The organism is Micromonospora sp. NPDC049047 (genome assembly GCF_040649135.1).
GTDB lineage: Bacteria > Actinomycetota > Actinomycetes > Mycobacteriales > Micromonosporaceae > Micromonospora.
The window spans coordinates 167,086-179,941 of record NZ_JBEZEY010000009.1 but is presented as its reverse complement, the minus strand read 5'-3'; the positions used below and the strand labels follow the sequence as shown (position 1 = coordinate 179,941).

Here is a 12,856-nt window from a genome sequence, read left to right as displayed (position 1 = left end):
CATGACTACGCAAGAGGACACCGTTCCGCCGACAGTCGCCGTGCTCGTCGGGAGCGTCCGGCAGCCTCGGGTGGGCCGCTCGATCGCCGACTGGTTCGTCGCCCACGCCAGCCGCCGCGCGGACCTCGACCTGGACCTCGTCGACCTCGCCGAGGTGCCGCTGCCGTTCGCCGACACCCCTCCCGGGGGCAACTCGGCAAGCCCGATCAGCGCCCGGTTGGCCGCCGCCGACGCGTTCGTGGTGGTGACACCCGAATACAACCACAGCTTCCCGGCCGCCCTGAAGAACGCCATCGACTGGCACTACCGGGAGTGGGCCCGCAAGCCGGTGGCCTTCGTGTCGTACGGCGCCGGCTCCGGCGGCATCCGCGCTGTCGAGCAGCTCCGGCTGGTCTTCGCCGAGGTGCAGGCCGCCACGACCCGCTCCGGGGTGGTGCTCCGGTCACCGTGGGAGCGACTCGACGCCGCCGGCCGGCTCGTCGACGACGAGCCGCTGCGGCAGGCCGCCGACGCCACGCTCAGCGAGCTGGCCTGGTGGGCCGAGGCGCTGCGCACCGCCCGCCGGATTCGGGCCTGAGCCGCGACATGGACGCGTCCGCACGACGGCTCGGCTGGTACCTGACCCTTGGTGGGCTGCTCGCGGTGATCGACACCACGGTCACCGTGGTGGCCCTGCCCAGGCTGATCGACGACCTCGACACCAACCTCACCACGATCGGCTGGGTCACCAGCGGCTATGCGCTGGCCCTGGTCGCGGTGATGCCCACCGCCGCCTGGGCGATCGGCCGCTTCGGCGCCCGCCGCACCTACCTGACCGCGCTGCTGCTGTTCACCGCCGGCTCGGTCCTGGCCGGGGCCGCCTGGAGCGTCGGGTCGCTCATCGCGTTCCGGGTGCTCCAAGGGCTGGGTGGCGGACTGCTCAACCCGGTCGGGATGGCCGTCGCGCTCGCCGCGGTGCCACCGGGACGGCGCGGACGGATGATGAGCCTGCTCGGCCTTCCGGTGCTGGTCGGGCCCCTGATCGGGCCGGTGCTGGGTGGGCTGCTGCTCGATCACGCGTCCTGGCGGTGGATCTTCTGGATCAACCTCCCGGTGGGGCTGTTGGCGCTGCTGCTCGGCCGGTCGGTGCTGCCGGTCGCCGACCCGCGACGACCACCGGTCCGGCTGGACGTCGTCGGGCTGCTGCTGCTCTGCCCCGGCCTGGCACTTGCGGTGTACGGGCTCAGCGTCACCGGCGAGCGGGGCGAGGTCGTCACCGTGTCCGTGCTGCTGCCGTTCGTGCTCGGCGTCCTACTGGTGGTCACCTTCGCCTGGCGGTCCGGCCGGGTGCGGCAGCCACTGCTGCGCCTGGCCGTGCTGCGCGCGCCGGGGATGACTCCCGGCGCGGCGACAGTGGCGTTCTTCGCCGCCGGGTACTTCGGCTCGTTCCTGATCATTCCGGCCTACGTGCAGGTGGTACGCGGTGACTCGGCCACCCTGGCCGGGGTGATCGGCATTCCGCAGGCGCTGACCACCGGGTTGATGCTCCAGGTCGCGACCCGGCTCGTCGATCGCGTCTCGGCGCGGCGGGTGGTCGGGTTGGGCATCGCCACCGCGGTGGCCGGCACGGTGGCCCGGGTGCTGGTGCTCGACGCCGACACGTCGTACCCGCTGCTGGCCACGCTTGGTGCGGTCATCGGCCTGGGCATGGGCGCGACGCTGATGCCGACGATGACAGCGGCCAGCCGGTCACTTCCGCCCGACGACCTGCCGTCCGGCTCCACGCTGCTGACCACCGTGTCGCACACCTCGGTCGCGGCCGGCACGGCGCTGATCGCCGCCACCCTGACCTGGCTGGCGGACCGGCTCGCCCCGAGCCTGGGCGGCGGGGGCATCACTGCCGCCAACCGGCTCGACCCGGCCAGCCGGCTCGGCTTCGCGCCGGAACTGGCGCAGGCCACCCGACTCGCGCTTGCGGTGTCGGCAGTGCTGTTGGCGCTCGCCTGGCTGACCAGCCGGAGGCTCCCGGCCGCCGTCGCGTCTGCCGACGAGGCGGCCACCCCGGCGGAACCGGCGGAATCGGTCAGTAGCGCTGGCGGAGCAGACCGGCGGCTTCGACCGCCCAGTAGGTGAGGATGATCTGCGCGCCGGCCCGCTTGATCGAGGTGAGCGTCTCCAGCATCACGCGTTCCCGGTCGATCCAGCCGTTCGCGGCGGCGGCCTCTACCATCGCGTACTCACCGGAGACCTGGTAGGCGGCGACCGGGACGTCCACCGCGGCCCGGACCGCCGACACCACGTCGAGGTAGGGCAGCGCCGGCTTGACCATCACCAGGTCGGCACCCTCGGCGACGTCGAGCGCGACCTCGCGCAGCGACTCGCGCAGGTTGGCCGGATCCTGCTGGTAGGTGCGTCGGTCGCCCTCAAGCGCCGACTCCACCGCCTCCCGGAACGGGCCGTAGAAGGCGGAGGCGTACTTCACGGCGTACGCCAGCACCGAGACGTCCTGGTGTCCGGCGGCGTCGAGCGCCTTGCGTACCACACCGACCTGGCCGTCCATCATCCCGGACGGCCCGACCATGCCGACCCCGGCGGCGGCCTGGGCCACCGCCATCTCGGCGTACGCGGCGAGGGTGGCGTCGTTGTCGACCTCACCGTCGGGGGTGAGGACCCCGCAGTGCCCGTGCGAGGTGAACTCGTCAAGGCACAGGTCACTCATCACGACAGTGCTGTCGCCCACCTCGGAGACCACGTCACGGATGGCGACGTTGAGAATGCCGTTCGGGTCGATGCCGCCGGAGCCGGTCGGGTCCCGCCGTTCCGGCACCCCGAAGAGCATGATCCCGCCGACGCCGGCCTGGACGGCCTCGGCCGCCGCCTTGCGCAGCGAGTCCCGGGAGTGCTGGAGCACTCCCGGGAGCGACCCGATGGCGCGGGGCTCGGTGAGCCCCTCCTTGACGAACATCGGCACGACCAGCTCGGCCGGGTCGACCCGGGTCTCGGACACCAGCCGGCGGATCGCCGGGGTGCGGCGCAGCCGGCGGGGCCGGGTCTCGGGGTACGACATGGCAGGCCCTCCTCGAACGACTACCGGAAGCGCAGGGCGGTCGGGCCCTGCACCTTCGAGCCACGGCGCTGCTTGGCCGGCATGGCGGCCAGCTTCTCGCGCAGCTCGACGGCGTAGGCGGCGAGCGCCTCCACCAGGTCGGGCACCGAGGCGTGCGGCGGCTGGACGTCGACCCGCAGGCCGAACTCCGTAGCGGTCTCCGCCGTCTTGGGCCCGATGACGGCAACAACGGTCCGGGCGTGCGGCTTCCCGGCGATGCCGACCAGGTTGCGCACGGTGGAGGACGAGGTGAAGAGCACCGCGTCGAACCCGCCCGACTTGATCGCGTCGCGGATCTCGGCGGGCGGCGGCGCGGCCCGCACCGTCCGGTACGCGGTCACGTCGTCGACCTCCCAGCCCCGCTCGGTGAGCCCGGCGGCGAGCGTCTCGGTGGCGATGTCGGCGCGCGGCAGCAGCACCCGGCCCACCGGGTCGAGGATCTCGTCGTGCGGCGAGAACTCGGCGAGCAGCCCCTCGGAGGACTGCTCCCCGGCGGGGATCAGCTCCGGCTGGATGCCGAACGCGCGGACCGCGTCCGCGGTCGCCTCACCGATGCAGGCGATCTTGACGCCGCCGAAGTGCCGGGCGTCCAGGCCGTGCTCGGCGAACTTCTCCCAGACCGCGCGGACCGCGTTCACCGACGTGAAGATCACCCAGGCGTACCGGCCGTCGACAAGGCCCTTGACCGCCCGCTCCATCTGCGCCGGGGTACGCGGCGGCTCGACCGCGATGGTCGGCACCTCACAGGGGATCGCACCGTACGCGCGCAGCCGGGCGCTCATCGCGCCGGCCTGCTCCTTGGTCCGGGGTACGAGCACCTTCCAGCCGTACAGCGGGCGGTTCTCCCACCAGCTCAGCTTGTCGCGCTGACCCACCCCGACACCGACGGTGAGCACCACCCGGCCGGTGAAGCCGAGCGCGGCGGCCACGAAGCTGTCCACCGTCGACGTGGTCGTGTACTGGGTCTCGCCGGTGCCGTCGCCGGTCACCCCGACGCCTGTGGTGCCGTCGACCCCGGCGGAGAGCAGCCCGTCCCGGACGGCGGCGAGGTCACCGGCGTCCACCGCCAGCGCGAGCGAACCCCGGCCGACGGCCGCGGCCAGTGCCTCGAAGTCGAGTGCGCTGACGTCCTCGACGTCGGCGGCGGTACGCACACCCGGCAGCGGAACACCCGCGTAGGTGGCCACACCCTCGGCCTGACCGACGCCGGGCACCACCTCGAAGTGGGCGGCGGTGCGGGCCACCGCCTGCACCTCCTTGACCACCGAGTCGTGGCCGAACGGGTCGCCGGCGACCAGGTGCACCGCGTTCAACCCGGAACGGGCCGCGGAGATCAGCACCTTCGCCACGTCCCCCGGCGCACCTTCGGCGGGGGTGAACTCGGCGTCGTCCCTGGCTTCGGCGCGTACGACGGCGAGCAACGACTCCGGGACTCCCCGGTCGTAGATCACCTGGTCGGCGTCGACCAGGGCGTCGTGCGCCCGACGGGTCAGCAGACCTGGGTCACCGGGGCCGGCCCCGACGAACGCGATACGGCCGACAGGCTTACGGGTGCGGGTCATTCTGTGCTCCCAAATTGCTGGGTCCCCGGGCCGGTGTGTCCTTCGTGGCCGAGGATCGAGTCGGCGCCGAGGTCGAGGAGTTCGGCGGCGAGTGCCTTACCGATCTCCGCCGCGTCGGCGGGCGTTCCGGTGCGGGACAGCCGGAGGTCACGAGTGCCGTCCGGGCTGATCACCGCCCCGCGCAGGTAGATCTCATCGCCGTCGTCACCTTCGGCGAGTTCGGCGTAGGCGGCGACGGGTGCACTGCACCCGGCCTCCAGGGTCGCCAGCAACGCGCGTTCCGCGGTGACCGCGGCGCGCGACGGTGCGTGGTCGAGCAGCGCGAGCAGCTCGACCAGGTCCTGGTCGTCGACCCGGCACTCCACTGCCAGGGCGCCCTGGGCGGGCGCGGGCAGCATGAGCATCGGGTCGAGCGTCTCGGTGATCGCGTCGGTGCGACCGATCCGGGCCAGCCCGGCCCGGGCCAGCACCACCGCGTCGAGGTCGGCTTCGGGGCCGAGCACCCGCGCCAGGCGGGTGTCGATGTTGCCGCGGATCGGGGTGACCTCCAGTTGCAGCCCCAGGGCGTGCAACTGGGCGATGCGGCGCAGCGCGCCGGTGCCCACAGTGGCGCCGGGCGGCAGCTCGGCGAGCGTCCGCCCGCCCTGGGCGATCAGCGCGTCACGCGGGTCCTGCCGCGCCGGCACCGCCGCGATGTGCAGCCCGGCCGTGCCGGCAGTGGGCAGATCCTTGTAGGAGTGCACCGCGAAGTCGATCGTCCGGGCGGTCAGCGCGTCGCGCAGCGCGGAGACGAACACCCCGACGCCGAGCCGGTGTACCGGCGCGTTGGAACGGTCGCCGGCGGTGACCACCTCGACCAGCTCGACCGGGCGGCCGGTGGCGGCGGTGAGCGCCTCGGCGATCTGACCGGACTGGGCCATCGCCAGGGCGCTGCCCCGGGTACCGAGGCGCAGGGGGGCGGTCATCGCGCACCTCCGGTGGGTGGGGTGGGCTCGGTGGCGTCGGCTGCGGGCACCGGGTCGATGCCGGGCAGTGCCATGCCGAGGTCGGGGGTCAGCACGTCCGGGACGGTGTCCACCGGGGAGGTCTGCGGCACCTCGAGGTCGAACAGCTCACGCAGCAGGGCCGCGTACTGGTCGCCGCCGGGCTCCGCGGCCAACTGGCGGACCTTGACGGTGGGCTGGTGCAGCAGCCGTTGCACGACCCGGTGCACCGTACGGGCAACCTCGGCGCGCAGGTCGTCGCCGAGGTCGGGGCGACGCTGAGCGAGCCGGCGCAGCTCGGCGGTGACCACGTCGTCGGCCCGGCCGCGCAGCGCGGCCACGGTCGGTGCGACGTCGGCGCCGCGCAGCCAGGTGAGGAAGCTCTCCACCTCGCCGAGCACGATCCGTTCGACGGCGGCGGCGTCCGCGGCGGCCGGACCGTCGGCGAGCAACGCCGCCATCCGGTCGATGTCGATCACCTCGACGCCGGGCAGTTCGGCGACCCCGTCCCCGACGTCGCGCGGGACGGCCAGGTCGAGCAGGACCAGCGGGCCCCGGAGCGGGTCCCGTTCGGCGAGCGCCGCGCTGACCACCGCCCGGGTGAGGACCGGTTCGGTGGACGCGGTGGCGGCCACTACGATGTCCACTGTGGAGAGGGTGTCGGTCAGCTGGGCCATCGGCGCGGCGGACGCCCCGTACGACTCGGCGAGCCGGACGGCCCGGTCGGCGCCCCGGTTGCTGACGGTGAGCGGGCCGGCGCCCAGCCGGGACAGCGTGGCCACCCCGAGCGAGCCCATCGCGCCGGCGCCGACCACCAGGGCCGGGTGGCCGGCGAGATCGCCGTCGAGGTGCCCGGCGGCCAACTCCAACGCGGCGGTGACGACGCTCTGGCCGGCGCGGTCGATGCCGGTCTCGGCGTGGGCCCGCTTGCCGACCCGCAGCGCCTGCTGCATCAGCTCGTGCAGCAGGCGGCCGGCCGAGTCGGCGCCGGTGGCCCAGTGGTACGCGTCACGCAACTGGCCGAGGATCTGCGCCTCGCCGACCACCATCGAGTCCAGACCGGTGGCGACCCGGAACACGTGCTCCACGGCAGCGGTGTCGTAGTGCACGTACAGGTGGCTGGCGAGCGCCGTCGGCGAGCTGCCGGCCTGCTCGGCCAGGATGGCGCAGACGTCGCCGAGCCCGCCGTGGAAACCGGACACGGCGGCGTAGACCTCCACCCGGTTGCAGGTGGAGACGATCACCGCCTCGGCCACGTAGGGCTGGGCGATCAGGCGATCAAGGGTGCGGGTGAGGTCGGCGGGAGGCACGGCCAGTTGTTCAAGCGTGGCGACCGGGGCGGTCCGGTAGGACGCGCCGACGACGAGCAGTTTCACGTGCCGATCGCCTCCTGGGTGTCGGTGGCCGCGAACCCGCCCGGCAGGGCCGTGAGAGCGGACCCGCCGGTGGCGGGCAGCGCGGTCAGCGATGCCTTGCGGTGCTCGTGGAAGGACAGAATCTGCAGCTCGATGGCGAGATCGACCTTGCGCACGTCGACCCCCTCCGGAACCGAGAGTACGCACGGCGCGAAGTTGAGGATGCTCGTCACGCCCACGGCGACCAGCTGGTCGGCGACCTGCTGGGCGGCGGCGGCCGGAGTGGCGATCACGCCGATCGCGAGGGATTCCTCCGCGGCGACCGTCGCCAGCTCGTCGACATGCCTGACCACCAGCCCGTTGATCTCTTCGCCGACCCGGGAGGGATCGGCGTCGAGCAGTGCGGCGATCCGGAAGCCCCGGCCGGCGAAGCCGTCGTACCCGGCCAGAGCGTGACCGAGATTACCCACGCCGACCAGGGCGACCGCCCGCCGTTGGGTGAGCCCGAGCACATTCTCGATCTGCTCGATCAGCAGCGCGACGTCGTAGCCGACGCCACGGGTGCCGTACGAGCCGAGGTGGGAGAGGTCCTTGCGAAGCTTCGCGGAGTTGACGCCGGCGGCCGCGGAGAGGCCCTCGCTGGAGACCGTCTCGTGCCCGGTGTCGGCGAGGTTGTGCAGCGCGCGCAGGTATTCCGGGAGCCGAGCGACGGTGGCCTCGGGCAGATCCGGGAGCGCTGGTACGGCACCGGCGCGGCCGGGCGCGCCTGGGTGACGGTGCTGACTCATGAGACTCCGTGCGGTGCGATCCTCGGCCAACTCCGCTGGTCGGCCGCTTGTGGACTCCCGCTGGCGACCGAGGATGCCGGCTGTGCTAGCAGGGCGCGTCGGAGTCACAGCGTAGGCGCTTGTGAAGACGTGCACAAATCGCGATCTTGTCGCTGCGCGCCGCGACGCCACCAGCTCCTCCATTCCGCAAGATCGATTTAGCGACTTTCGCCCGCGCCGCCCGGCCGATTATTGCGCAATCCCGACTTCTCTGACCAATCCCGCGCCGGGCCGGATCGGGGCGGCTCCGCAGGTGGTAGGGGCAGCACTACGGGGGAGAGGCAGGGCTTCGGGATGGGGACCGGAACCCGGCATGCCTAGCCTTTTCGCATGACCGCCGTTGCCGCCACCACCGACCAGCCGACACTGGCACCGAGCATTCCCCGCCAACTCTTCGTCGACTCCGGCTACGTACTGCTCGGCCTGCCCCTGGCGGTGGCCAGCTTCGTCGTCCTCATCGTCGGCCTCTCGGTGAGCATCGGCCTGGTCGTCACAGTGATCGGCCTACCGATCCTCAGCGGCACCCTGTACGCCGCCCGCGGCCTGGCCGACATCGAGCGGCTACGGATGGCCGCGGTGCTCCGGCAGCCCCGGATCCGGCCCAACTACCGACTGCCCGAGGCGGGCGCGAACGCCTGGCGCCGGATCTTCGTGCCGATCCGGGACGCCCAGTCGTGGCTCGACCTGGCCCACGGCATCCTGCGCCTGATCGCGGCGATCGGCACCTTCGTGGTGACCCTGGCCTGGTGGGCCGCCGCGATAGCCGGCTCGCTCTACTGGGCCTACGACTGGGCGCTCCCCCGCTCGTCCGGGGATGGCGACCAGGACCTGGCACAACTGCTCGGCCTGGGCGACTCCACCACCGCCCGGATCGGCCTGAACACCGCGCTCGGGGTGTTCTTCCTGATCACCTTGCCGATCGTGGTCCGGGGCTGCGCGCTGTTGCAGGCCAGCTTCGCCAAGGCCATGTTGACCGGGGTGGCCGAGATGCGCGACCGGATCACAGTGCTCGAGGAGCAGAAGCGGGCCGCCGTGTCCGCCGAGGCGTCCGCGCTGCGCAGGCTGGAACGCGACATCCACGACGGCCCGCAGCAGCGCCTGGTCCGCCTGGCCATGGACCTCAGCCGGGCCCGGATGCAGCTCGCCTCCGACCCGGAGGCGGCCGGTCGGACCATCGACGAGGCGGTCACCCAGACCCGGGACACGCTGGCCGAACTGCGGGCGCTGTCCCGGGGCATCGCCCCGCCGATCCTGGTCGACAGGGGTCTGCCCAGCGCCCTGGCCGCCATCGCCGCCCGCGGGCTGATCCCGATCGAGCTCCAGGTCGATCCACAGCTCGGCACCCCGGCCGGTCGACTCGACCCGGCTGTGGAGAACACGGCGTACTTCGTGGTGGCCGAGGCGCTGACCAACGTCGCCAAGCACGCGCGGGCCACCGAGGCCACGGTGTCCGTCGCCCGGCACGGCGCCCACCTCCAGGTGGGGGTCGGCGACGACGGGCAGGGCGGCGCCCACCTCGCCAAGGGTCACGGTCTGGCCGGGATCGCCGACCGGGTCCGGGCCGCCGGCGGTGAGCTGGTGGTGGTCAGCCCGCCCGGCGGCCCCACCGAGATCCGGGCCGAGCTTCCGCTGTGACCAGCCCCGCGCCACACCCGCACGGCGGGCCGGACGTGGTAGACAACACAGCCATGCGCATCGTGATCGCGGACGACGCCGTCCTGCTCCGGGAGGGGCTGGTCCGGTTGCTCACCGAGAGTGGGCACCAGGTGGTGGCCGCCGTCGGGGACGGCGACGCACTTGTCGAGGCGGTGGTGGCGCACCAGCCGGACGTGTCGATCGTCGACGTCCGGATGCCGCCGTCCCACACCGATGAGGGACTCCGGGCGGCGGTGGAGGCACGCCGCCTGGTGCCGCGTACCCCGATCCTGGTGCTCTCCCAGTACGTCGAGGTCTCGTACGCCGATGATCTGCTCGCCACCACTGGTGGCTCCGGCGGCGGGATCGGCTACCTGCTCAAGGACCGGGTGGCCGCGATCGACGAGTTCCTGGACGCGCTACGCCGGGTGGCGGCCGGCGGCACGGTGCTCGACCCGGAGGTGGTCGGCCAGCTCTTCGCCCGACGTCGCCGCGACGACCCGCTGCGCGAGCTGACCCCCCGCGAGCGTGAGGTGCTCGCGCTGATGGCCGAGGGGCGTTCGAACACCGCCATCGCCCGCGCCCTGGTGGTCAGCGACGGGGCGGTGGAGAAGCACGTACGCAACATCTTCACCAAGCTCACCCTGCCGCCGGACACCGAGCAGCACCGTCGGGTGCTGGCCGTCCTCACCTACCTGCGGAACTGACCTGTCGGGCAAGTGTCACAGCGTCGGTGAGGGTGTCGGCCACCGGGTGACCGGAGGCGCGCAGCCGGGCCGGGTCGGTGAACCCGCCGGTGTAGAGCACGGCGCGGCCACCCACAGCTGTCGCCGCGTCCGCGTCGTCGATGGAGTCACCGATCAGCACCACCGAGGTGCCGTCCACGCCCAGCTCGGCCAGGTGCAGTTTGAGCGACTCGGCCTTGCGGTCGCCGCCGACAGTGGCCCGCAGCCCGTCGACCCGGGTGAAGTGGCCGGTCAACCCGTACGTGTGCACTGTCGGCACCAACTCCTCGTGGAACCACATGGAGAGCAGACTCTGACTGCCCGGCCAGGCGGCCATCGCGGTGCGCGCGTCGGCGGCCAGCTCGCAGGTGGTCAGGCCGGTGCGGTACGCGTCGTGGAAGATCCGGTCCAGGCGGCCGAACTCGTCGTCGTCGACGGCCTGACCGAGCACGTCGGCGTAGTACTCGGCGATCGGGCGGCGGAACCGCACCCGGTGCTCATCGGGGGTGACGGTCGGCCCGCCGAGGCTGGCGAACACCACGTTGGTGGCCGACACCACGAGGCTGAGGTCGTTGAGCAGGGTGCCGTTCCAGTCCCAGACGAGGTGCGGGTGCGCAGGGGTCATCAGTGCACCCTAGGCACTTCTCAGAGCTGTGGTGTGGTCAGGTCCCGCAGCAGCCGGTCCTCCTCGACACGCCAGTAGCCGTGCTCCTTGCCGTCGAGCAGCACCACCGGCAGTCGGTCGCCGTACTCCCGTTCCAGCCCCTCGTCGTCGGTGACGTCCCACTCGACCCACTTGTCGCCGGTGACCGCCACCACCCGGTCGAGTGCCGCCTTGGCGTCGTCGCACAGGTGGCAGCCGGGTCGGGTGATCAGGGCGAGCCGGGCGTCACTTGCCATCGGTTACCTCCGTAGGGGTTTCGGCGTTCGCCGGCAGCTCGGTAGGCAGGTGTCGCGCCGAGGCCGCCAGCACGTACGCCCGCACAGTCTGGCCGCTTCGCGGGTGCGGCACACCCGGTACCGCGGACTCGGCCGGCGCGGTGATCAAGTTTGCCACAGCGGCCGGCGACCGACGGCGTGAGCGGTACTCGGGCGGGCCGCCCGAACCGTCCCGCGCACGGGACACTCCGGTGTGCCATCGGCGGTCCGATCAAGTCCCGCCGATGGGATGGGTGGCGCCGTTCGCAGGCGTGCCGGTGCGCCCGTGCGGCCACCGGCGGCGACCGGGTCAACCGACCGGGTGACCCACCCCGACCAGGGAATCCATCCAGGAACACCGGGTCGACGGAAAGTCAATCGCACACGACGGACAACCGGTCCGGCACGGGTGCGACGGAGCGGGAAATACTTCCGCCTTGTGTAACGGACTTGCCACGCGCGGGTGACGTTGGCCCTATCATCACTCGGGTCGGCTCACCCCATTTGCCGTGAGTCGACACCCCTCAGCCCGAGGAGGCCCCCGTGCCTGTTAGCGCATTGGACCAGCACCTCCAGGGGATTTGCCGTCCTTCGGCAAGCCCCGCGACCGTCCTGCCCGGCCGGCTCCCCGGTCGGTCCGCCCCGACCACGCACAGACCGGCCCATTCGGCGACCGACGGGACGGGGGCAACACGGTGACCACCTTCGGTTACGCGGAACGCCCAGTCGGCCTGACCGGCCAGCCAGCGCGCGCACACGTCAACGAGAGACCGGCGGCTCGGACCCCGCTCGACGAACCGCACGGCGGCACCGTGCGGGGCGACGGCGCGGCCCCACGCACCCGCAGCCGGCCACACCACAACGAGCCGCCGCCGCGGCCCGTGGTGCCCGGCGGGAACGCGCGGCCGACCGGCGGCCGGGTCGCCGTTCCGGCCCGACCGACAATGCCGTCGCAGGGCCGACGGGTCAGCGACACACCGACGGTGACCACCGATCCGGCGGCGGGCGAGACGGCGGTGATCCCGGCGGTGCCGGCCACCACCCCCACGACCCCTACCGGTTTTCCGAGCCGCCCGGACCCGTCCGACCCGGCCACCGAGGTCTGGACGCTCATCGAACGCGCCCAGGCCGGCGAGTCCGAGGCGTTCGGTCTGATCTATGACCGGTACGTGGACACCGTGTTCCGGTTCATCTACTTCAGGGTCGGCAACCGCCAACTCGCCGAGGATCTCACCTCGGACACCTTCCTGCGGGCGCTCAAGCGGATCGGCAGCTTCACCTGGCAGGGCCGCGATCTCGGCGCCTGGCTGGTGACCATCGCCCGCAACCTGGTCGCGGACCACTTCAAGTCCGGCCGGTACCGGCTGGAGGTCACCACTGGTGACGTGCTCGACGCCGATCGGGAGGACCGGGGCCCCGAGGGCAGCCCGGAGGCGGCGGTGGTGGAACACATCACGAACGTCGCGCTGCTCACCGCCGTGAAGCAGCTCAACCCGGAGCAGCAGGAGTGCATCGTGCTCCGTTTCCTCCAGGGCTTCTCCGTCGCCGAGACGGCCCGGGCGATGGGCAAGAACGAGGGTGCCATCAAAGCCCTTCAGTACCGGGCCGTGCGCGCCCTGGCCCGGCTGCTCCCGGACGGCTTCCAGCCGTAGTTTCTCCCGGCGGGACCGATGGACGTCGATCGACGTCCGGGCAGCTCGCTGTCGGTCCCGCCCGGTGATGACGATCACTTTCTGTAATTTCCGCTCCGCCCGGCCCGTAACCCG

Annotated in this window: 12 protein-coding genes; 5 read left to right on the top strand and 7 right to left on the bottom strand. The window is 72.5% G+C overall.

Translation table 11 applies throughout. From position 1 onward, the window contains the following. The first annotated feature begins 1 nt into the window (after position 1). Both AB0B86_RS17015 and AB0B86_RS17010 read left to right on the top strand, forming a co-directional pair. Positions 2–577, top strand: coding sequence for an NAD(P)H-dependent oxidoreductase (locus tag AB0B86_RS17015; RefSeq protein WP_357406661.1), 576 nt, complete (start codon positions 2–4; stop codon positions 575–577). An 8-nt stretch (positions 578–585) separates the two neighbouring features. Then, positions 586–2,112 (top strand): DHA2 family efflux MFS transporter permease subunit, encoded by a 1,527-nt coding sequence (locus AB0B86_RS17010; RefSeq protein ID WP_357418508.1) that lies wholly within the window; start codon positions 586–588, stop codon positions 2,110–2,112. On the opposite strand, the gene hemB is transcribed toward AB0B86_RS17010, so the two are convergent. Genes hemB through AB0B86_RS16985 form a run of 5 tightly spaced genes read right to left on the bottom strand, consistent with a single transcriptional unit; the run spans position 2,063 to position 7,773 of the window. Then, on the bottom strand, positions 2,063–3,046 hold the full coding sequence (hemB, locus tag AB0B86_RS17005; RefSeq protein ID WP_357406665.1) for a porphobilinogen synthase: 984 nt from the start codon (positions 3,044–3,046) through the stop codon (positions 2,063–2,065). The two genes, AB0B86_RS17010 and hemB, sit on opposite strands and share 50 nt — an antisense overlap. Positions 3,047–3,066: 20 nt before the next feature. Next, positions 3,067–4,647 (bottom strand): uroporphyrinogen-III synthase, encoded by a 1,581-nt coding sequence (locus AB0B86_RS17000; protein ID WP_357253884.1) that lies wholly within the window; start codon positions 4,645–4,647, stop codon positions 3,067–3,069. Further along, on the bottom strand, positions 4,644–5,612 hold the full coding sequence (gene hemC / locus AB0B86_RS16995) for a hydroxymethylbilane synthase (protein WP_357406667.1): 969 nt from the start codon (positions 5,610–5,612) through the stop codon (positions 4,644–4,646). The genes AB0B86_RS17000 and hemC overlap by 4 nt, the downstream gene beginning before the upstream one ends. Next, the gene (locus AB0B86_RS16990) at positions 5,609–7,006 is read right to left on the bottom strand and encodes a glutamyl-tRNA reductase (protein ID WP_357406669.1); all 1,398 of its coding nucleotides are present in this window, start codon (positions 7,004–7,006) and stop codon (positions 5,609–5,611) included. Before AB0B86_RS16990 ends, hemC begins: the two co-directional genes overlap by 4 nt. Next, a complete protein-coding gene (locus tag AB0B86_RS16985) occupies positions 7,003–7,773 on the bottom strand; it encodes a redox-sensing transcriptional repressor Rex (protein WP_357406671.1) in 771 nt (256 codons plus the stop codon). The genes AB0B86_RS16990 and AB0B86_RS16985 overlap by 4 nt, the downstream gene beginning before the upstream one ends. A gap of 369 nt (positions 7,774–8,142) precedes the next feature. Between AB0B86_RS16985 and AB0B86_RS16980 the strand changes: the two genes are divergently transcribed. Continuing rightward, a complete protein-coding gene (locus tag AB0B86_RS16980) occupies positions 8,143–9,447 on the top strand; it encodes a sensor domain-containing protein (RefSeq protein WP_357418505.1) in 1,305 nt (434 codons plus the stop codon). Between the two features lie 53 nt (positions 9,448–9,500). Beyond that, positions 9,501–10,154: a response regulator transcription factor gene (locus AB0B86_RS16975; RefSeq protein ID WP_357406676.1), complete on the top strand. Its 654-nt coding sequence runs from the start codon at positions 9,501–9,503 to the stop codon at positions 10,152–10,154. Here AB0B86_RS16975 and AB0B86_RS16970 read toward each other — a convergent pair. Then, a complete protein-coding gene (locus AB0B86_RS16970) occupies positions 10,135–10,797 on the bottom strand; it encodes an HAD hydrolase-like protein (RefSeq protein ID WP_357406678.1) in 663 nt (220 codons plus the stop codon). The genes AB0B86_RS16975 and AB0B86_RS16970 overlap by 20 nt on opposite strands. 20 nt (positions 10,798–10,817) lie before the next feature. Beyond that, entirely contained in the window at positions 10,818–11,072 is a 255-nt protein-coding gene (locus AB0B86_RS16965) for a glutaredoxin family protein (RefSeq protein WP_357406680.1), read from the bottom strand. A gap of 713 nt (positions 11,073–11,785) precedes the next feature. On the opposite strand from AB0B86_RS16965, the gene AB0B86_RS16960 reads away from it, so the two are divergent. Further along, entirely contained in the window at positions 11,786–12,742 is a 957-nt protein-coding gene (locus tag AB0B86_RS16960; protein ID WP_357406682.1) for an ECF subfamily RNA polymerase sigma factor, BldN family, read from the top strand. Positions 12,743–12,856: the final 114 nt, after the last annotated feature.

Excerpts from the sequence above, each read along its gene's own strand:
- AB0B86_RS17015 (WP_357406661.1), top strand. The coding sequence starts at position 2 with ATGACTACGCAAGAGGACACCGTTCCGCCGACAGTCGCCGTGCTCGTC.
- AB0B86_RS17010 (WP_357418508.1), top strand. The coding sequence starts at position 586 with ATGGACGCGTCCGCACGACGGCTCGGCTGGTACCTGACCCTTGGTGGG.
- hemB (WP_357406665.1), bottom strand. The coding sequence starts at position 3,046 with ATGTCGTACCCCGAGACCCGGCCCCGCCGGCTGCGCCGCACCCCGGCG.
- AB0B86_RS17000 (WP_357253884.1), bottom strand. The coding sequence starts at position 4,647 with ATGACCCGCACCCGTAAGCCTGTCGGCCGTATCGCGTTCGTCGGGGCC.
- hemC (WP_357406667.1), bottom strand. The coding sequence starts at position 5,612 with ATGACCGCCCCCCTGCGCCTCGGTACCCGGGGCAGCGCCCTGGCGATG.
- AB0B86_RS16985 (WP_357406671.1), bottom strand. The coding sequence starts at position 7,773 with ATGAGTCAGCACCGTCACCCAGGCGCGCCCGGCCGCGCCGGTGCCGTA.
- AB0B86_RS16980 (WP_357418505.1), top strand. The coding sequence starts at position 8,143 with ATGACCGCCGTTGCCGCCACCACCGACCAGCCGACACTGGCACCGAGC.
- AB0B86_RS16975 (WP_357406676.1), top strand. The coding sequence starts at position 9,501 with ATGCGCATCGTGATCGCGGACGACGCCGTCCTGCTCCGGGAGGGGCTG.
- AB0B86_RS16970 (WP_357406678.1), bottom strand. The coding sequence starts at position 10,797 with ATGACCCCTGCGCACCCGCACCTCGTCTGGGACTGGAACGGCACCCTG.
- AB0B86_RS16965 (WP_357406680.1), bottom strand. The coding sequence starts at position 11,072 with ATGGCAAGTGACGCCCGGCTCGCCCTGATCACCCGACCCGGCTGCCAC.